Genomic DNA, 18,630 nt, shown 5'->3' with positions numbered 1-18,630 from the left:
CAAACTCGACCAAGTTTCTCATGAGTCCGGGCCGGAACCAGTCTCGCACGCCGAGGCGCGCACCCGATCGAGACCAAGTTGCAATCTGCACCGGGCCGCCAGGCCTGCGCGCAGCACCAGCCGCACCGGCGCCCAGGGCCAGCCCGGCAGGCGATCGGCCATGAAGCGATACACACTGGCGTGGTGGGCCGGCAGGGTCAGCCCCCGATGCGACCCCGCCACATGGCCCTGATCATGGGTAATCACCGACTCCGGGCAGTAGACATTTTCCCACCCCGCCCGGGCCAACCGATCGCCGAAGTCAACGTCTTCCATGTACATGAAATAGCGCTCATCAAAGCCACCGATCTCCGCGAAAGCCTGGCGCCGCACCAGCAGGCACGAGCCGGAAAGCCAGCCCGCCGTACGCTCACGAGCCATGGCTGCGCCATCGCCGGAACGATAGCGCCGCGTCCACGGGTTCCCCGGCCACACCTGGCCTAACACCGCGTGGCCAATCCCGGTGCTCAGGCGCGGAATCGCCCGCGCGGAAGGGTACGCAGAGCCGTCCGGCTGCTGGATGCGCGGGCCGATGGCCCCGGCACGCGGATGCCGGCGGGCACAGTCGAGCAGCGCGTCCACGCTGCCCGGGGTCAACGCCACATCCGGGTTGACCACCAACAGAAAGTCCGGATCTACCTGCGGGGCCTGGGGCGTGTCGAGCCACCGCGCCGCGACGTTGATGGCCCGCCCGTAGCCCAGGTTGCCTCCGGTGCGCAGCAGGACGGCCCCGCGGTACGCGGCGGCCTCTACCGAGCCGTCGGTCGAGCCGTTGTCCGCCAGGACCAGCACGGTGTCCTGGGCGGTGGCCTGGGCTAAGGAGTCAGCTAAGGCGGCAAGATGCGCCCCCGGCGAATAGGTGACGGTGATCACGGCCAGGGGCGGGCGGGGCGCAGGGTGGTTCACGGTTGTCACAGTCTAGCCTCCAGTGCTCGGGGCAGGGCGGCTGGCCAACCGGGCAGCTCGCGCGCCGATTCCAGCACCGACCAGGGCGGGCGGGGCGCCGGGGTGGGGTATCCGGCGCTGTTCGTGGGGGTGACCAGACCGGGGTCCGCACCCACGGCCGCAAACACCGCTCGGGCGAGCTGGTACCACGTGGCCTCCTGCCCGCCGGCAAGATGAATGATCCCGGAATCCCAGGACTGCCCCGCCAGCTGCCACAGCGCGCGCGCCAAGTCAACGCTGTAGGTGGGGCTGCCGTGCTGGTCGTCAACCACCTTCGCGGGAGACCCCTCGCGGGCCAAGCGGGCCATCGTGGTGACAAAGTCGCGGTGGTCCGGCAGCAGGAACCCGGAGTAGACCCAGGCGGTGCGCACAACGCAGGCGGTCGCACCGGTACCAAGCACCGCCCGCTCCCCCGCCAATTTGGTGGCGCCATAGACGCTGTCCGGGGCGACCGGGTCGGAAGGACGCAGGGGGCGCCGGGGGGCGTGCGGGCCAAACACGTAGTCGGTGGACAGGTGGATCAGCCGGGCGCCGATGCGCTGGCAGTGCTGCGCCAGCAGTTCGGGGGCGAGCGCATTGGCGCGGCGGGCGGCTGTGGGGTGGGATTCGGCGGCGTCGACAAGCGTGAAAGCAGCAGCATTGATAACCGTATCCGCCTGCGCGAACGCCGGATGAGCGCGCACCTGCTCGGGGTCGCTGAGATCACAATCGGCGCGGCGCAACCACCTGACAGTGCAGGTAGACGGCGCGGTCAGCGCCAAAGCGCGGCCCAGCTGACCTGCCGCTCCGGTAACGACGATGGTGTTCACGGATATAAACTCCTAAGGTAAATGAGTTCCGGCGTGCCAACCCACGCCCCACCCACAGTACTTCGGAGACACCGCCCCAGTGAATGACATGTACCGCCCCGTGCGCGACATCCAGGCGCCGCCGACCGCAGCCCCGACCATCCGGCAGGCCGGACCGGCGTCCGTCAAGACCGTCCTGACCGTGCTGTCTGTGCTCGTGCTCGTGGTCTCCGCGCTGGGTTACTACTCCGTGGGCCAACTGGGCAGCCAAATCGCCTCCGCAGGCAACCTGCAACTCGGCGGCGGCAAAGGAGTCAAAGGCCACGGCGCCGACGGTGCCGTAGACATCCTGCTGGTGGGATCCGATTCGCGTACCGACGCCCAGGGCAACCCCTTGAGCGAAGAAGAACTCGCCGCCCTCAACGCCGGCGTGGAAGACGGGGCCCTCAACACCGACACGATGATGGTCGTCCGCGTGCCCAACGACGGCACCTCCGCCACCGCCGTGTCCATCCCCCGCGACACCTACATTCACGACGCCAACTACGGAAACCTCAAAATCAACGGCGTCTTCTCCTCCTACAAGAACACCAAAAAGGAACAACTCCAAGAACAAGGCGACACGGACACCCGGCGCATCGAACGCGAATCCAACCAGGCCGGGCGCGCCGGGCTGATCAAGGCCGTCACCGACCTGACCGGCATCGAGGTTGACCACTACGCCGAGATCGGCCTGCTCGGCTTCGTGCTGCTTACCGACGCCGTCGGCGGCGTCGATGTCTGCCTCAACCAGGCCACCAGCGACGAATTCTCCGGGGCCAACTTCCACGCCGGACGCCAATCCCTCGACGGGCGCCAAGCGCTGGCCTACGTCCGGCAACGCCACGGACTGCCCCGCGGCGACCTCGACCGCGTGGTGCGCCAGCAAGCGTTCATGGCCTCCATGGTCAACAAGGTGCTCTCCGCTGGGACAATGGCCAACCCCTCCCGCCTCAACGAGATGCGCTCCGCGGTGGAACGCTCCGTGGTCCTCGACGATGACCTGGACGTCATGAGCTTTGCCACCCAGCTGTCCAACCTGGCCGGCGGCAACGTGGTCTTCAATACCATCCCAGTGACCTCAATTGACGGCGTGGGCGACTACGGCGAATCCATCGTCACCGTCGACCGGGATGAAGTCCACCGTTACATGCGCACCCTGCTGGGCGAGGACTCCACCCCCACCCCGGACGCCTCCAACCCCGACGCGCAGGGCGACGGCGACGGCGACGGCGGCCAACCGCTCAACGCCGTCACCGTCTACAACGCCGGAACTATCCCGGGCCTGGCGGCCTCCGTCGCGCAGATCGTCCGCTCTTCCGGACACCCCGTCGGCGACGTCACCAACGCGCCCGCCGGCGTGTATACCTATAGCCAAATCGTGGCGGCCAACGACACTGATCCCAGCGTGCAACGCCTCTCCCGAGACCTTGGCAACCTGCCCATCACCGTCGACGCCTCCCAGGCCCCCGGCACCGCGATCGTAGTCACCGCCGATGACTACGCAGGCCCCCAGGCCGCCCCCGAAGAAACCCACTCCCCGCTTCCGGAAGACACCGTGGGCCAACCCGGCGCCGACTTCGGAGAAGCCGAGGTAGCCCCAGAGATCGACGCCGGCGGCAACGGGCCGCGGTGCGTGAACTAACAGCCCCCTCAACGCTGTACCTCCCGCGGCCCGCGGGAGGATTTTCTTTTACCATCGGGCATATGCAACTCCTCGCCGAACTGTTGAGAGCCGATCCCGCCGGACCGCGTCTGACCGTCTATGACGAGTCCACCGACTCCCGGCTCGACTTCTCCGCCCTCACACTGGACAATTGGGCGGCCAAAGTGGCCAACATGCTCTACGAGGAGCTGGATTTAGAACCCGCAGCCACCATCACCATCGACCTCCCCGCCGGCTGGCAGGCCGCGGTCATCGCCCTGGGCGCACTCGCGGCAGGAATTGACTACCGCTTCGGCCCTCCCGACCTGTCCAGCCCCGAGGTCATCTTCTGCAGCACCGACCGCATCCCCGAAGGCACGCCACCAGCCGGCTCCTACCCCGACCTCGTGGTGGTCACCGCAGACCCCTTCGGGCGCGGCGTCGTAGAAACAGGCGGCACCCTGCCCGAAGGGGCCATCGACTTTGGCCCCACCGTGCGCTTCTACTCCGATGACTTCCCCGGCCCCACCCCCGGCCTGGCGGACTTAGTCGACGGCCCCCTGCCGCAGCCCGGCACCCGGCTGCTGTCCACCGGGTGGACCGACCGCGACTCCTTCACCCGCACCGTCCTGGGGCCCCTGGCCGCCGGCGGGTCGGCGGTCATCGTGGCCGGGGTCACGGACGTGGCCCGCCTCGACGACATCGCCCGCGCCGAAAAGGTCACCGACCGGGCCTAGCCGGCCCCGGAACCGTTAGGCCGGGGACAGGCCCGCCGCCGGCTGGTCCGGGCGCTGTGGGCTGACCCGCAGCAGGTGTTCGTTGACAAACTCGCCCACGCCCCACTCGGCCAGTTCTCGGCCGTAGCCGGAGCGCCCCACCCCGCCGAACGGCAGGCCTGCGGCGGTCACAGAGGCCTCATTGACAAAGGTCATGCCGTCCTTGAGCTGGGAGGCTACCTCCCAGGCCTGATCCAGGTCCGTGGACCACACCGAGCTCGACAGCCCGTAGTCCGAATCATTGGCCAGGGCGACAGCCTCCGCGGCATCGGCAACCTTGTAGATCACGGCCACGGGACCAAAGATCTCATTGCAGCCGACATCGGCATGCTTATCGACGTCGCTGAGCAGCGTCGGCTCCATGAATGCGCCCGGGCGATCCAGCGCCTTGCCGCCCACGCGGATCGTGGCCTCCCCGGCCTTCGCGGCGGCGGCAAGCCGCTCAACGATGCCATCGCGGGCCTCCACCGAGGACAGCGGCCCGATGTCGGCGCCCTCCTCGTCCCAGGCGCCCACCTTCAGCGCGGCGATCTTCTCCTCCAAGGCGGACACGGCGCGGTCGTAGAAGGACTCCAAGACGATGAGCCGCTTCGGCGCGTTGCACGCCTGGCCGGTGTTGTACATGCGGATGTCCACGAAGCGATCAAGCACCCAGTCCAGGTTGTCCGCGTCGAGCACGATGAACGGATCGTTCCCGCCCAGCTCCAGCAGGCACTTCTTGTAGTGCGCGCCGGCCGTCTTGGCCACCGCCGCACCCGCGGCCTCAGAACCGGTCAGCGACACCCCGGCGATGCGCGGATCCGCCACAAAGGCGTCCATCTGCTCGCCAGAGGCGTAGACGTTGATGAAGACGTCCGCGGGCAGCCCGGCCTCCTCCAGGATGTCCTGGCAGGCCTGCGAGGACAACGGGCACAAGGACGCGTGCTTGAGCACCAGCGAGTTGCCCAACAGGAGGTTCGGGGCCGCCCAGCGCGCGACCTGGTAGTAGGGGAAGTTCCAGGGCATGATGCCCAGCAGCGGGCCGATTGGGTCCTTGCGCACCCACGTGTGCAGCGCGTCTTGGGCAGGCAGGTGCGTGGGCGCCAACAGCTCATGGGCGCGCTGTGCGTACCAGCGGTAGATGTCCGCCACGATCTGGACTTCTGCCAGCGCCCAGGGCTTCCGCTTGCCCATTTCACGGCCGATGATGCTGGCCAGCTCGTCTGCGCGTTCTTCATAGATCCGGGCGGTGGCCTCCAGGACGGCGGCGCGTTGCTCGATGGTGGTGGTCCGCCAGGAGTGGTAGGCGGCGGTGGAGCGGTCAAGGATGTCATCGCGCTGAGAATCGGCGATGCGTTCGAAGGCCTGCTCTTGCTGGCCGGTGGATGGGTTAGTGAGGTGGAATGTGCTCATGTCCCCTGCATACGCACATTGCCGGCCACTTTCAATAGAAAACCCGAACCAGTTCTCGCACTGCCCCCGGTCGGGGCAGGTCAGCGGCGCTGCCCCGCCCGCCAGCGCACCACCGCCACGGCCCGGCGAAAGGCCATGCGCGCCGCGCTGTGGGCCAACGCCGCGCCCTCGCGCAGCAGCAGCCGCGGCAGCTGGCCTGGTGGCGTGGGCGCGCCGACGGCCGTGACCGCCAATCCCAGGTGCCAGGCCCAGGCGCGCGTGCGCCACAGGTGGAAGCGGCTGCTCACCACGGTCCAGGAGGTCACTTCCGGCAGCAGGGCGTGGGCGTTTTCTAGGTTCTCATTGGTTGACCGGGCCGCAGGTTCAATGACGATGCGTTCAGCGGGCACGCCGTGGGCGCGCAGCCACCGCGCCATGGCGGGGGCCTCCCCTGCCCCGCTGACCACCACTGGGCCGGCATCCGGGCCTTCCCGGCGAATCAGCTCCAGCGCGGTGCGCAGGCGCGAGGCAAGCAGTTCATCGACGTTTCCGCGGCGCACCCGCGAGCCGAGCACCAGGACCGCCCGGCGTGGCGTGGCTGCGGTCACTGGCCAAGCAGGCGATCCTTGAGCGCCTTATCCTTGTCCGCTACCGCCTCCGCCATCTGCTTCTGGTAGGCGAGCATCTTATCCATCAGGGCGCCGTCGGCGGCCCCCAGGATGCGCACGGCCAACAGCCCCGCGTTCTTGGCCCCGCCGATGGACACGGTGGCCACCGGCACGCCACCGGGCATCTGCACGATGGACAGCAGCGAGTCCAGGCCGTCGAGGTCCTTGAGGGCGCGCGGGATGCCGATGACCGGCAGCGGCGTCGCCGCCGCAACCATGCCCGGCAGGTGGGCGGCCCCGCCGGCGCAGGCGATGATGACTTTCAGCCCGCGGGAGTGCGCGGACTCCGCGTAGGCGAGCATGCGCTTCGGCGTGCGGTGGGCGGAGACCACCCCAACTTCGAAGGGCACGCCACATTCGGCGAGCACCTCGGCGGCGGGCGCCACGGTGTCCCAGTCAGAGTCGGAGCCCATAATCAGGCCAACGAGCGGTTGCATGAATAGTCCTTGTCAGATCGTCGGTGCGAGGGTGTCTTCGGGGGTGATGTAGCCGTCCGCCCACACCGCGTGGATGAGGAAGTGCGCGGCCAGCTCCGCCTCCCGGCGGACAACGGCAGCGTCCGTGCCGGTGACGTTGACGTGGCCGAGCTTGCGGCCCGGCCGATAGCCCTTGCCGTAGAGGTGGATGTGCGCATGCGGGAAACGAGCCCAGACGGCGGCCATCCGGTCGGGCATGGGCAGGTCCGGGTCCTGCTCCGCGCCGAGCACGTTGACCATGACGGTCGCCGGGGCGGTGGGGGCCGTCGTGCCGAGTGGAAGATCCGCAACCGCGCGCAGATGCTGTTCGAATTGGCTGGTCACGCACCCGTCTTGGGTCCAGTGCCCGGTGTTGTGGGGCCGCATGGCGAGCTCGTTGATCCACAGGCGTTGGTTGCCGGAGTCATCGTGGGTTTCAAAAAGCTCCACGGCCATGACCCCGGTGACCTCGAGCTGACCGGCGATGGTCATGGCCAGGCTCCGAGCGTGCTCGTCGATTTCTGGGGGCAGGTCAGGCGCCGGGGCGATGGCCACGGCACACACGCCGTTTTTTTGCACCGATTCCACGACCGGCCAGGCGGCCACCTGCCCGGAGGGGGTGCGCGCCACCATGGCCGACAGCTCGCGGTCGAAGGCCACCTTGCGCTCGGCCAGGAGGTCGACGCCCTTGCCCAGCAGCTCATCGACCAGCGCCGCGCACTCGTCTTGTGTTTCCGGGAACCACACCCCGTGGCCGTCGTAGCCCCCGCGGCAGGCTTTCAGGCACACGGCCCCGTCGACGCGCTGGTAGAAGTCCCGGGCGTCCTGTGCGCTGCGGATGGCGGCGAAGTCGGGGACGGGACAGCCCAGTTCGGACAGCCGGGTGCGCTGGGCCAGTTTGTCCTGGGCGAAGAGCAGGGCCTGCGGGGTGGGCTGAACGTTGATGCCCTCGGCGATGAGGGTGTCAAGGTGTTCGTTGGGCACGTGCTCGTGGTCAAAGGTCACCGCGGTGGTCCCGGCAGCGGCCCGGCGCAGATCGTCAATCTGGGTATAGTCCCCCTCAATGACGTCGGCGGCGACCTGCGCCGCCGCGGAGTCCGGCGCGCCAGCCAGCAGCCGGATCGATTGACCCAGCTCGATGGCGGCAGTCTGCATCATGCGGGCGAGTTGCCCGTCGCCGATGACGGCGATGACGGGCATGCCGGGGGCGTGGGCATCCCCGGCCCGGGAACCTGGTTGTGCGTGCGCGGAGTCCATCACAGGGTTTTACTATAGTCGCCCCCAACGCTCACCCCGGTCCAGCCGGCTATCCCCAGGCCGCGGGCGGAACCCGGGTAGAGGCGTGCTGCGCCTGGGCGGCGATGACCTGCGCCAGCCGCTTGGGGCGCGGCACCTGGTCCAAAATGATGGGCGTGGCGCTGCCCACCACCGTGACCGCAACGCGCCCCCCGCGGGTGCGCGCCGCGCCCTGGATGTAGGCGCAGCCGATGGTGTCTGCCCTGCCCGTAATTCGCGCGGGCCGGGCGACCAGGCGCTGGTCGGTGACCAAGACGCGGCGCCTCCGGGAGCGCCACAGGGGCACCACCAGGCGCCAGATCACGCCCACGGCCCAGCACCCCAGCAGAATGAGTCGCAGCGGGGCGGCGTTTGTCCCTAGGGCGGCGGCGATCTCGTAGCGATCCACCACGCCCAGCCCGCCGAAGAAGACCGCGGTGAGCAGGATGGTTTCTAGCACGGGGAAAGTCAGGGTGTGCAGGGGCGCGACCAGGTCCGCCACCACCGTTTCACCTTCGCGCGCGTGCCATCCCGTCATGGCACCGGATCCTACCTCGGCGCGCTCAGGCAGGCCCGGCGGGCCGCAGGTGGGTGACGTCGCCTGCGGAGAAGCTGCGGGTGCGGGTGCCCTGGGTGACCTCAAGCTCGCCGGTGGGCCCGATGCCGGTAGCCACCCCCACGATGGTTTCGGTGGGCCGCTCGACGCGCACGGTATTGCCCACGGTGCAGCTGCGGCGTCGATAAGCGGACATGAACTCCGCGCTTCCGGATTCCCACTGCGCGTAGCGGTGCGCCAGGGCGCGCAGCACCGGAACGGCGAGGGCGGCAACGGTCGTGTCCACCCCTTCGAGCAGCAGCGACGTGGCGGTGGGGACGGGCAGCTGGGCGCGCGTCATGGTCACGTTGATGCCCAACCCGAGAATCACCCGCGGGTTGGTGGCCAGATCGGCGGCCTCGGCAAGGATCCCGCACACCTTGCGGCCCTGCATGTAGACGTCATTGGGCCACTTGAGCTGGGCGCCGTCGAGCACGTCAGTAATGGCCACCCCGGCAGCAAGCGGTAGCAGGCCCAGCCGGTCAACGCACGACGTCGGCGGGCGGTAGCACACCGACAGGCTCAGCTGGGTACCCCGGGGGGCCGACCACGCCCGCCCCATCCGGCCGTGCCCAGCGGTCTGGTCATCGGTGATCAAGGCGGTGCCGTGCGCCGCACCCGGGTCGGCCAGCAGCGCCGCGTTGGTGGAAGGACACGACTCCACCACCGTTACCTGGCTGTAAAGCCCGGCTAGCTGCGCGGCCACCTGTGCCTGATTAAGCTCATCCACCCCGCCTACCTTAATTGCTGGCGGGCGGGCGCGCGGGCGGGCGCGACGCTCGCTCGGGGGCGGGCGCGGGGTCGGCGCACTACACACAGGAGGGCGAGCGCGCGGCCTGCCGGGCGCGCAGGGCCCGCCGAAGACGAACACCGTTCGGGGTGTGCCTAGAATGTGCAACCATGACAGACCTGAGCACTACGGCAGGAAAGCTCGCGGACCTCGGCTCCCGCGTGGCGCAGGCCCACGCCCCCGCCGGCGACGGCACCGTCCCCGCCGCGCGCCAGCGCATCGAGTCGCTTGTTGACGCCGCCTCCTTCGTTGAAGTCGATGCCCTCGCCCGCCATCGGGTCACCGCCTACGGGCTCGATGCCACCCGCCCGGCCACGGACGGCGTCATTACTGGATACGCCACCGTCGATGGGCGCAAGGTGTGCCTGATCGCCCATGACGCCACCATCTTCGACGGGCGCCTCGGCGAGGTCTACGGGGAGAAGATCCTCAAGATCGCCCGGCTCGCCCGCACCTCCGGGGTGCCGCTGATCACCTTCGTTGAGGGCGCCGGCGCGCGGGCCGCAGAGGGCACCGCAGCGCTGTCCTTCTACGGTGCCATCCTGCGCGAAGCCACCGCGGCTTCCGGGGTCATCCCGCAGGTCGCCGTGGTCACGGGGCTGACCGCAGGGCCGCACACGCTCTTTGCGGGCCTGGCGGACATCGTCATCGCCCAGGCTGAGGCGCCCGCCCACCTCACCGCCCCGGAGACCATCGCCACGGTCACCGGCACGCCCTGCACTGCGGCGGACTTCAGCGCCCAGGCAGCCGCCGCGCACCGCAGCGGGGCCGACATCACGGTGACCGACGACGCCGCCGCCCTGGACGCCCTGCGCGACGTGCTCAGCTACCTGCCCTCCAACAACCGGGCGGAGGCACCGCGTCCGCTAGAGGCCCAGCTCACCGGCCCGATTACCGTGACCGCCCCGGCGCTGGACACCACCATCCCGGACTCCACCCGGCAGCCCTTCGACGCCCGCGACATCCTCACCGAGCTTGTCGACGACGCCGCACTACTGGAACTGCGCCCCCAGCACGGTGCCAACCTGGTCACCGCACTAGCCCGCGTGGAGGGCCGCTCCGTGGGCCTGGTGGCCAACCAGCCCACCGAACTGGCCGGCTGCCTCAGCTCCGCCGCCGCGGCTAAGGCCGCCCGCTTCATCCGGCTGTGCGATGCCTTCAACATCCCGGTGGTCACCGTGGTGGATACCCCCGGCAACCTGCCCGCCACAGAAGAAGAACTCGGCGGCGCGGCCGCAGACACCGCCGCGCTGGCAGCCGCCTACGCCGAGGCCACCGTTGGCCTGGTCACCATCGTCGCGCGCAAGGCGATGGGCGCCGCTGGCGTGGCCATGGGCTCCAAGGCCCTCGGCGCTGACCTCGTGTTTGCCTGGCCCACCGCGCAGATCGCCGCCGCCGAGGCCGCCGACGCCGTGCCGGAAATCCACGCCCGCGAACTGGCCAAGGCCCAGCGCAAGGGCAAGGACGTCGCCGCCCTGACGCAGCAGTTCATCGCCGACTACCAGGAACAATTCCTCACCCCCTACCAGGCCGCGGAGCGCGGAATGGTCGACTCCGTGATCACTCCTGCCACAACCCGGGCACAGCTCATTGAAGGCCTGCGGCTGCTTGACCGCAAGGTCGTCGCCGCCCCCGAGCGTAAACACTCCACCATCGGCCGCTAGCCGCCGCGACGCGGCACCGGACACGCCGCGCAGAAAGGACACCCACGCCCCATGGCAGGAACAGACCCCTTTGCCCCCCAGCTCACGGTGCTACGCGGCAACCCCACCGACACCGAGGTGGAGGCCGTGCGCGCCGCCCTGGCAGACCTTGCCCGCGCCGATGCACAGTCGCGCACCGCGCCCGCCGATCGGTGGGGCAGCTACACCCCACAGGGCCCGGCGCGCCAGCGCCACCGCGCCGCAGCGTATTCTCCGCGCGCCTTTAGCTTGATCACGTACCGCTAGTTGCCAACACCGCACCCACCGCAGTTTTCCCCATTGAGAAAGTCCCGTACCATCCCAGCAATGCGCATCATCCTGGCCTCCCAATCCCCCTCCCGGCGCGCCGTCCTGGCCGCCGCCGGGATTGCGCCCCTCGTGCGCCCGAGCGCCGTCGATGAGGATGCCGTGCGCGCACAGCTACCGGCCACCGCGGCGCCCAACACCGTGGTTGAGGCCCTGGCCTGCGCCAAGGCCGAGGCCCTGGGGGCTCAGCCCGATGCGGTCACCATCGGCTGCGACTCCATGCTGCTCAGCGCGCAGGGGGCCCTTCAGGGCAAGCCGCACACCGTGGAGACAACCATCGCACGCTGGAAGCAGCAGGCCGGCACCACCGCTACGCTGCTCACGGGGCACTGTCTGATCGCCCCGGATGGTTCCCGCTACACGGAGGTCACCTCCACGACCGTCCACTTCGCCCAGGCCCACGATGAGGACATCGCCGCCTACGCCGCCACCGGGGAGCCGCTTGGCTGCGCGGGCGCCTTTACCCTTGAGGCCCTGGGTGGCTGGTTCATCGACCGCATCGAGGGTGACCCCTCCAGCGTCATCGGCATCTCCCTGCCCGCGCTGCGCCGGGGTTTGTATTCCTTTGGCTTTAGCGTCCATGACTTCTGGGCCCAGCCCACCACGGCGGGACGGGATCACTGACACCGGCCATGCCAGAGACATCCGCGCTACCACCTACCCCCCGCACTCGCACCCGTCGTCGCATCAACCCGCGATGGCGTTCGCTGCTGCCTGATCGCCGCCCACCAGGTCGCCTCGACGGCATCGACCTGGCCCGTGCGCTGGCCATCATGGGCATGTTCTACATGCATACCTGGGGCCATCGGCTCGATGACAACCTCATCTATCGGCTTGCCGACGGCCGCGCATCCATCCTCTTTGCGGTCCTCGCCGGGGTCTCCGTCATCCTGCTGACCAAGTCGCGCACCGTCGTCCAGTCCCTCATCCAGCTCATCGGCAGGGGCGTTATCCTCACCGGGATCGGCCTGGCCATCTCTACCGACGCGGTAGGGCCCATTGTCATCCTGGTGACCTACGGGTTTTTATACCTGCTCATCGCCCCCCTGACCTTCCGGCTGCCCCTGTATGCGCTGATCCCCACCGCCGTCGCCGCCTCCGTGCTGGCCCCCTTAAGCTCCTTTGTGCTGCGCCAAGACCTTCCCATGGCCTCACAGTTTGGCGATACTCCCACCTTTGGGCTCCTCGTCGACGGCGAGTGGGCGCAGTTCTTCCAGCTGCTCTTCATCACCGGCCTGTTCCCCCTGATCACCTGGGCGCCCGTCTTCGTCTGGGGCATGGTCGCCGGGCGGGCCCTGTTTCGCATCCAGCACGCCGCCTGGTGGCTTGCCGCCTGGGGCGCGGTGCTCTTCGCCGGCGCCCAGACCGTCAGCGACACCTACGCCCACCGCACCCACTTCTTCGCTTGGTACTCTGACCTCCACCCCGGCGGCGAGCCGGCCGCGGACTTCCTCATGCACAACGCCTTTGGTGTCACGCCGCCGGACACCCCGCGCTGGATGTACCTCTACGTCCCGCACAGCGGCTCGGTGGTGGAGATCTTCTCCTCGGTGGGCTTTTCCTTCCTTGTCATCGGCATCTGCCTGCTGGCCTGCTCCGTACCGCTGCTGGGAGTGCTCACCCGCCCCTTCAGCGAACTTGGCCGCATGCCGCTGACCGCCTATGTGGCCCACATCCTGGCCATCGGCTACCTGCGCGGACAGGGCCACGACATCTCCGAGCCCGGCTACGCCGCGGCGAACCTGCTTGTTCCCCTCGTCTTCGCCTGGCTGTGGTTCCGCATCTTCCGCCGCGGCCCGCTCGAAGCCGCCATGACCAAGGTGCTCAAGCTCATCAGCCCGGCACGCACACCCCGCCGGGCCTAAGACCAGCGGCGCACCCCCGCACCGGCCGTGGCCCCGACAGCCACTCTAAGGTGAGGGGCATGGAAATCAATGACATGCTCGCTCCCCCGCCAGTGACCCTGCCCGCGGACCCCGCGGCCGGGCTGGACCTGCATGACCCCGCCACGGTCTTTGCCCACCCGGACAGCCCCCTTGTGTGGGCCACCCTCGCCGAGGACGCCCTGGCAGCCCCCACCCCAGACGGCGCGGCCAAGATCCACGCCTACGCGCTGGCGCGCACCGGCTACCACCGCAGCCTCGACCGGCTGCGGGCCAACGGGTGGAAAGGCTGGGGCCCGGTGCCCTTCGACCACGAGCCGAACCAGGGGGTACTGCGGGCGATCGCCGCGCTGGCGCGGGCGGCAGCGCTCATCGGAGAAGACTCCGAGTATGACCGCTGCCGGCAGCTGCTTTCCGACGCCGACCCGGCCAGCGTGGCCACGCTGCTGGACGCGCCGGCGGGCGACTAACCCTCGCCCTGCACCCGCGCGATGGCTTCCTTGGCCACCAGCTCCTGGATTCCCATATCCAGCTCGGAGGTAAAGCCCACGCACGAGCAGTTGATCTCGCCGAGGACATACGTATCGGATCCGTCCTCGGCGGTATCCAGCATGAAGTCCGCCGTCCAAATAAGCGGAATATTATCCCCGCCCAGCTTTTCTGCAATCACGGGACGGGCCTGGGCGAACATATCCACCAGGTCCTGCCACGATTCGGGCGAATCATAGGTGTATTGCGCGCCGGAGAACAGCGTCGCAGAGAAATTGTCTCCGCCGGCGGCCGGCTTCTTGTGCACCACGAATACCGGGTGGGGGCCCACCAAGAGAATGCGGATCTCGCCTTCAACGATGCGCGGCATGAAGCGCATATCCACCAGCATGCCGTTGTCGCCCACAATGTACTGATCGCAGAAATCCATGAATTCGCCGAGCTCCCGGACCTCCGTGTGATTGTCCACGGCCTCCGTGCACTTGAGCTTGGTATCCAGCGGCAACGCCGTGCCCGGCTGCACTGAATCACGCAAGTGCGCGTCCTGGATTTGCACACGCCAAATGCCTGAACCCGTGGATCCGCGATTCTGCTTGAGCACCCGCTCGCCATAGGACAAGGACGTGGGGAAGGTCTGGTGGAAGGACTCGACGTCGTAGTAGGCCGCCGTGTCGCTGGGAACCAGGTCCGTGTCATTGAGCTTGACCAGGGCGTCCTTCGCCCCATAGGCCATCATTTCCTCCGGGGTGGACATGCCCACCAGGCCGGCCTCAGACAGGCGGGTCAGCAGATCAAAGTATCCCTTTTCCCCGCCGGGAATATTGCCGGGATTTACGCGCGAGATGTAGGCGTCAAAGTTCTGGGACACATAATCAAACAGGTCCTGGGTCCACTCCGGGCGGAAGAAGACGACCTCCGCATGCCACCCGGCATCCTTGATCGCGTTGACAATGGGCATGGTGTCCTTGCGGTGCCCATCGATGAATTTGTCAGATCCGCCTTCAACCTCGAAGACGACAATAGCCTTATGCACGGCAGTCAGTTCCCTTTCTGGGAGCGCGCAGCGGCCGGGTGAACACATACATGTACTCCCGGCGACCGCGGGGGATAGCAACAATGAGGTTTGATGGCCACGCACCCGGGACCCGCAATGACCACCAGCACACGCGTGCAGCACACGGCCTTTACAGGGCCCACGCTCACCCCGCATGCGCCCGCCCGCGGGCGGGAAATTCCCGGCTACAAGCACGCACAACCTCGGCGCTTAACACGGCGCGGTTCCACTGCGTCCCAGCGTAATGCAGGAGCCACTACCCCCGCAGCGCAACGACGAACCGGCACCATTCGGCCGTCCACTCCCGGGCGCCGGAAGGCACCCCTGCTCCCCCTGTGGCACTGGCCACAGGCCGGCCGATATGCGGGCACCGCCGCACGCCTTCAGGCTAGGGTAGGTAACCAGTGCCCCGGGCTTTTCAAGCCACGCACTCGCCGCCGCGGGACGTGTACCGCGCACCCCTGCCTTCCTGGCCGCACCGGGCCCCTTGTCCCGCGGGAGATCCCGCGGCGTGCACCGTGGCCTTCTGCGTGACCTGCACAAAGGCGCGCAGCGGTACCCGGACGGGCGGACTTGAAGCAGGGGGCGGATAGTATTTTCTTTCCGCGACGCACGCCGATTCCCCGGCGCGACGCCGCGCGTAGAGCTAAGCGCTACAGCTGAAAGTGGAGAACAACCGTGCCCGTACCCTTTGACCCTCACCCGCAGTTTGCGCAGTACGCCCACCCGGAGCGGCTGGTCAGTGCCTCGTGGTTGTCTGCCCGCCTGGGCACCCCGGGGTTGCGGGTCGTCGAATCCGACGAGGACGCCCTCCTCTATGACATCGGTCACCTGCCCAGCGCCGTGCGCATCGACTGGCGCCGGGACCTCTCCCACCCGGTCACCCGCGACATCATCGACGGGGAGGCCTTCGCCGCCCTCATGCGCGCCAAGGGCATCCGCCGCGATGACACGGTGGTCATCTATGGCGACCGCGCCAATTCCTGGGCCGCCTACACCCTGTGGGTGTTCACCCTCTTCGGGCACCCCGACGTGCGCATTCTCGACGGCGGGCGCGACGCCTGGATGGCCGAGGAACGCGACACCTCCTACGCCGTTCCGGAGTATCCAGAGTCTGATTACCCGGTGGTTCCGCGTCTCGACGCCCCCGCCCGCGCCTTCTTCTCCGAAATCCTCGCGGGCACGCGCACCGGGGGAACTCAGATCCTCGATGTGCGCTCCCCGGAGGAATTCAGCGGCAACACCGCCCCACGCCCGGGGGTAGTCACCCCCGTGCAGCGCACGGGTCACATCCCCGGGGCGGTCAACCGCAACTGGGCGTCCGCGGTGTACCCCAACAGCAACTTCCGCAGCCGCGACGAGATTGCGCAGGCCTTCGGGCAACTCGACCCACAGGCCCCGACGGTGACCTATTGCCAGCTCGGGGACCGCTCCGCGCACAGCTGGTTCGTGCTCACCGCGCTGCTGGGATTCGAGCAGGTGCGCAATTATGACGGCTCCTGGGCCGAGTGGGGAAACATGATCGCCATGCCCATCGAGGTCGGCGCAGGTCCTTCCGGAGACTCCACCAAGGACCTTTAGTACCAACTTTGCGTCCAGGCGCCCGTTCGAGGGCTAAAAAACAGCGACCTGCGTGTAAGGTGTGTGCCCGTAACTGGGCCTGACAGGGTCCCGCTAACGCCGCTGCCTGCTGCGCCGATACGTCTTATATGCCCGTTCCACGCTGCTCAACCGCGTGGGGTCGCGCCGGCACCCAGCTGGCCGGCGGGCTACACAGTGCTGTCTTTGGCAGTCTTCGGGCCGCCTGGCACCGGTGTGATGCCTGGTCGGCGCCGGATCGGCGCTGGTGCGGCGCCCACTGCGCGCCGCACCCGGCACCACTGTGGATTCCCAGTTGTGAGTTTTTATGTTTCGTTGTTCATCGATCGCCCTAAGGAGGGTGTCTGCCCCGTGCCCGTGACAGGCAACACCACTAACCGGCCCATCACCAAGGTCCTGGTGGCCAACCGCGGCGAAATCGCCGTCCGCATCATCCGCGCCGCCGCTGACGCCGGCATCAGCTCCGTGGCCGTCTATGCGGATTCTGATGTGGACGCGCCCTTCGTGCGCCTGGCCGATGAGGCCTTCGCTCTTGGTGGCGACACCGCAGCACAGACCTACCTCAACGGCGCGGCCATCATCGCCGTGGCCGAGCGAGCCGGCGCGGATGCCGTGCACCCCGGGTACGGATTCCTGGCGGAAAACGCTGACTTCGCCCGCGACGTGCAAGCCGCCGGCCTGACCTGGATCGGCCCGTCTCCGGAGGCGATCGCTGCCCTGGGCGACAAGGTCACCGCCCGCGCCATCGCCGAGCGGGTGGGCGCCCCCATGGCCCCGGGTACCCATCACCCGGTGGATAGCGCCGCGGAAGTGGTGGACTTCGCCCGCACCCATGGTTTGCCCATTGCTATCAAGGCAGCCTTCGGCGGCGGCGGGCGAGGCATGAAGGTCGCCCACACCATCGAGGAAGTCCCGGAGCTTTTCGAGTCCGCCACCCGGGAGGCCACGGCCGCCTTCGGCCGCGGCGAGTGCTTTGTGGAGCGCTACTTGGACCGCGCCCGCCACGTCGAGTGCCAGGTGCTAGCTGATACCCACGGCACGGTGGTTGTGGTCGGCGACCGCGACTGCTCTTTGCAGCGGCGCTTCCAAAAGCTCGTGGAGGAGTCCCCCGCCCCCTTCCTCACCGCGGAGCAGCGCTCCCGCCTGCACGAGTCCGCCATCGCCATCTGCCGGGAGGCCGGCTACGTCGGCGCGGGCACGGTGGAATACCTGGTGGGTGCCGATGGCCTGATCTCTTTCCTGGAGGTCAACACCCGCCTCCAGGTCGAGCACCCCGTCACCGAGGCCACCTCGGGCATCGACCTGGTGCGCGCCCAGTTCCGCATCGCCGAAGGCCACCGCCTTGACCTGCCCGAAGAGATCACCCCGCGCGGCCATGCCATCGAGTTTCGCATCAACGGCGAGGACCCGGGGGCACACTTCATGCCCGCGCCCGGCACCATCACCGCCTACCACGAGCCCACCGGCCCGGGCGTGCGCGTGGATTCCGGGGTGCGCGGCGGCAGCGTCGTCGGCGGCCAATTCGACTCCATGCTGGCCAAGCTCATCGTCTGGGGCGCCACGCGTACCGAAGCCCTCCAGCGCGCCCGCCGCGCCCTGGCCGAGTTCCAGGTCGAAGGCCTGCCCACCGTCCTGGATTTCCACCGCCGCGTGGTCACCGAACCGGCTTTCACGGGCGACGAGGATCACTTTGACGTCTACACCCGGTGGATCGAAGAGGAGTGGGACAACCCGCTGACCCCCTACGTCGAGGAGGATCCGCTTGCCGACGCCTCCTCCCCCACCGAGCGCAATCGCATCACCGTGGAGGTCGACGGGCGCCGCATCGAGGTCGCCCTGCCCGCTACCTTCGGCGTTGGCGGTGCCGCGCCCCGCAAGCGCAAGCGCGCCCGCACCGCCGGTGCCGGCCCTGCCGCCTCCAGCGACGCCGTGGTGGCTCCCATGCAGGGCACGGTGATCAAGGTCAATGCGGAGGAAGGCCAGAGCGTTGCCGAAGGCGACGTGATCGTGGTCCTGGAGGCCATGAAGATGGAAAACCCAGTCAAGGCGCACAAGGCTGGCACCGTGACCGGGCTGGCCGTCGCCGCGGGCGACGGCGTGGCCAAGGGCGATACGATGCTGGAGATCACAGACTAGGCCAGCGCCTACCAGCTAGCACAAGCCCCCAACAGCGGTATTTCTTTCCGCTGCTGGGGGCTTGTGACATTGCC

Annotated in this window: 18 protein-coding genes; 9 read left to right on the top strand and 9 right to left on the bottom strand. The window is 68.5% G+C overall.

The window, feature by feature from the left end; translation table 11 throughout:
* Window positions 1–18: 18 nt before the first annotated feature.
* Both LH390_RS02735 and rfbD read right to left on the bottom strand, forming a co-directional pair.
* Complete coding sequence (locus LH390_RS02735; RefSeq protein WP_227280699.1) at window positions 19–954, bottom strand: glycosyltransferase family 2 protein; 936 nt, start codon at window positions 952–954, stop codon at window positions 19–21.
* Window positions 951–1,793, bottom strand: a complete 843-nt coding sequence (rfbD, locus tag LH390_RS02730) for a dTDP-4-dehydrorhamnose reductase (RefSeq protein ID WP_227280700.1) — start codon at window positions 1,791–1,793, stop codon at window positions 951–953. The genes LH390_RS02735 and rfbD overlap by 4 nt, the downstream gene beginning before the upstream one ends.
* Window positions 1,794–1,872: 79 nt before the next feature.
* On the opposite strand from rfbD, the gene LH390_RS02725 reads away from it, so the two are divergent.
* A complete protein-coding gene (locus LH390_RS02725; RefSeq protein ID WP_227280701.1) occupies window positions 1,873–3,456 on the top strand; it encodes an LCP family protein in 1,584 nt (527 codons plus the stop codon).
* 62 nt (window positions 3,457–3,518) lie between these two features.
* Window positions 3,519–4,193, top strand: a complete 675-nt coding sequence (locus LH390_RS02720) for a TIGR03089 family protein (protein WP_227280702.1) — start codon at window positions 3,519–3,521, stop codon at window positions 4,191–4,193.
* Between the two features lie 15 nt (window positions 4,194–4,208).
* Here the strand turns inward: LH390_RS02720 and LH390_RS02715 are convergent, their stop codons facing one another.
* The 6 genes from LH390_RS02715 to LH390_RS02690 all read right to left on the bottom strand — a co-directional run bounded on the left by LH390_RS02715 (window position 4,209) and on the right by LH390_RS02690 (window position 9,326).
* Window positions 4,209–5,624, bottom strand: coding sequence for an aldehyde dehydrogenase family protein (locus LH390_RS02715; RefSeq protein WP_227280703.1), 1,416 nt, complete (start codon window positions 5,622–5,624; stop codon window positions 4,209–4,211).
* An 80-nt stretch (window positions 5,625–5,704) separates the two neighbouring features.
* Window positions 5,705–6,211, bottom strand: a complete 507-nt coding sequence (locus LH390_RS02710) for a YdcF family protein (protein WP_227280704.1) — start codon at window positions 6,209–6,211, stop codon at window positions 5,705–5,707.
* Window positions 6,208–6,708, bottom strand: a complete 501-nt coding sequence (gene purE, locus LH390_RS02705; RefSeq protein ID WP_227280705.1) for a 5-(carboxyamino)imidazole ribonucleotide mutase — start codon at window positions 6,706–6,708, stop codon at window positions 6,208–6,210. Before purE ends, LH390_RS02710 begins: the two co-directional genes overlap by 4 nt.
* Window positions 6,709–6,720: 12 nt before the next feature.
* Window positions 6,721–7,983 carry a 5-(carboxyamino)imidazole ribonucleotide synthase gene (locus LH390_RS02700; protein ID WP_227282650.1) on the bottom strand — a complete coding sequence of 421 codons (1,263 nt, stop codon included), beginning with the start codon at window positions 7,981–7,983 and terminating at the stop codon, window positions 6,721–6,723.
* 49 nt (window positions 7,984–8,032) lie between these two features.
* Window positions 8,033–8,539 (bottom strand): hypothetical protein, encoded by a 507-nt coding sequence (locus tag LH390_RS02695; protein WP_227280706.1) that lies wholly within the window; start codon window positions 8,537–8,539, stop codon window positions 8,033–8,035.
* 25 nt (window positions 8,540–8,564) lie between these two features.
* Complete coding sequence (locus tag LH390_RS02690; RefSeq protein WP_227280707.1) at window positions 8,565–9,326, bottom strand: biotin--[acetyl-CoA-carboxylase] ligase; 762 nt, start codon at window positions 9,324–9,326, stop codon at window positions 8,565–8,567.
* 170 nt (window positions 9,327–9,496) lie between these two features.
* Here LH390_RS02690 and LH390_RS02685 point away from each other — a divergent pair, with 170 nt between their 5' ends.
* The 5 genes from LH390_RS02685 to LH390_RS02665 are packed head-to-tail and all read left to right on the top strand — an operon-like array spanning window position 9,497 to window position 13,748.
* Window positions 9,497–11,050 (top strand): acyl-CoA carboxylase subunit beta, encoded by a 1,554-nt coding sequence (locus LH390_RS02685; RefSeq protein WP_227280708.1) that lies wholly within the window; start codon window positions 9,497–9,499, stop codon window positions 11,048–11,050.
* A gap of 51 nt (window positions 11,051–11,101) precedes the next feature.
* Window positions 11,102–11,335: an acyl-CoA carboxylase epsilon subunit gene (locus LH390_RS02680; RefSeq protein ID WP_227280709.1), complete on the top strand. Its 234-nt coding sequence runs from the start codon at window positions 11,102–11,104 to the stop codon at window positions 11,333–11,335.
* A gap of 60 nt (window positions 11,336–11,395) precedes the next feature.
* Window positions 11,396–12,019, top strand: coding sequence for a Maf family protein (locus tag LH390_RS02675; RefSeq protein ID WP_227324352.1), 624 nt, complete (start codon window positions 11,396–11,398; stop codon window positions 12,017–12,019).
* 8 nt (window positions 12,020–12,027) lie between these two features.
* Complete coding sequence (locus LH390_RS02670; protein WP_227280711.1) at window positions 12,028–13,260, top strand: DUF418 domain-containing protein; 1,233 nt, start codon at window positions 12,028–12,030, stop codon at window positions 13,258–13,260.
* 59 nt (window positions 13,261–13,319) lie between these two features.
* Window positions 13,320–13,748 carry a DUF3151 domain-containing protein gene (locus LH390_RS02665; protein WP_227280712.1) on the top strand — a complete coding sequence of 143 codons (429 nt, stop codon included), beginning with the start codon at window positions 13,320–13,322 and terminating at the stop codon, window positions 13,746–13,748.
* Here LH390_RS02665 and LH390_RS02660 read toward each other — a convergent pair.
* Window positions 13,745–14,800, bottom strand: coding sequence for a Cj0069 family protein (locus LH390_RS02660; RefSeq protein WP_227280713.1), 1,056 nt, complete (start codon window positions 14,798–14,800; stop codon window positions 13,745–13,747). The genes LH390_RS02665 and LH390_RS02660 overlap by 4 nt on opposite strands.
* A 699-nt stretch (window positions 14,801–15,499) precedes the next feature.
* On the opposite strand from LH390_RS02660, the gene LH390_RS02655 reads away from it, so the two are divergent.
* Complete coding sequence (locus LH390_RS02655) at window positions 15,500–16,402, top strand: sulfurtransferase (RefSeq protein ID WP_227280714.1); 903 nt, start codon at window positions 15,500–15,502, stop codon at window positions 16,400–16,402.
* Window positions 16,403–16,771: 369 nt separating this feature from the next.
* Window positions 16,772–18,556 (top strand): acetyl/propionyl/methylcrotonyl-CoA carboxylase subunit alpha, encoded by a 1,785-nt coding sequence (locus tag LH390_RS02650; protein ID WP_227280715.1) that lies wholly within the window; start codon window positions 16,772–16,774, stop codon window positions 18,554–18,556.
* Window positions 18,557–18,630: the final 74 nt, after the last annotated feature.

The organism is Corynebacterium uberis (genome assembly GCF_020616335.1).
GTDB classification, from domain to species: Bacteria; Actinomycetota; Actinomycetes; order Mycobacteriales; family Mycobacteriaceae; genus Corynebacterium; species Corynebacterium uberis.
Note: the sequence above shows the minus strand (reverse complement) of the source record. Positions and strands in the feature narration are given on the sequence as shown.

Excerpts from the sequence above, each read along its gene's own strand:
- LH390_RS02720 (WP_227280702.1), top strand. The coding sequence starts at position 3,519 with ATGCAACTCCTCGCCGAACTGTTGAGAGCCGATCCCGCCGGACCGCGT.
- LH390_RS02715 (WP_227280703.1), bottom strand. The coding sequence starts at position 5,624 with ATGAGCACATTCCACCTCACTAACCCATCCACCGGCCAGCAAGAGCAG.
- purE (WP_227280705.1), bottom strand. The coding sequence starts at position 6,708 with ATGCAACCGCTCGTTGGCCTGATTATGGGCTCCGACTCTGACTGGGAC.
- LH390_RS02700 (WP_227282650.1), bottom strand. The coding sequence starts at position 7,983 with ATGGACTCCGCGCACGCACAACCAGGTTCCCGGGCCGGGGATGCCCAC.
- LH390_RS02695 (WP_227280706.1), bottom strand. The coding sequence starts at position 8,539 with ATGACGGGATGGCACGCGCGCGAAGGTGAAACGGTGGTGGCGGACCTG.
- LH390_RS02685 (WP_227280708.1), top strand. The coding sequence starts at position 9,497 with ATGACAGACCTGAGCACTACGGCAGGAAAGCTCGCGGACCTCGGCTCC.
- LH390_RS02680 (WP_227280709.1), top strand. The coding sequence starts at position 11,102 with ATGGCAGGAACAGACCCCTTTGCCCCCCAGCTCACGGTGCTACGCGGC.
- LH390_RS02675 (WP_227324352.1), top strand. The coding sequence starts at position 11,396 with ATGCGCATCATCCTGGCCTCCCAATCCCCCTCCCGGCGCGCCGTCCTG.
- LH390_RS02670 (WP_227280711.1), top strand. The coding sequence starts at position 12,028 with ATGCCAGAGACATCCGCGCTACCACCTACCCCCCGCACTCGCACCCGT.
- LH390_RS02665 (WP_227280712.1), top strand. The coding sequence starts at position 13,320 with ATGGAAATCAATGACATGCTCGCTCCCCCGCCAGTGACCCTGCCCGCG.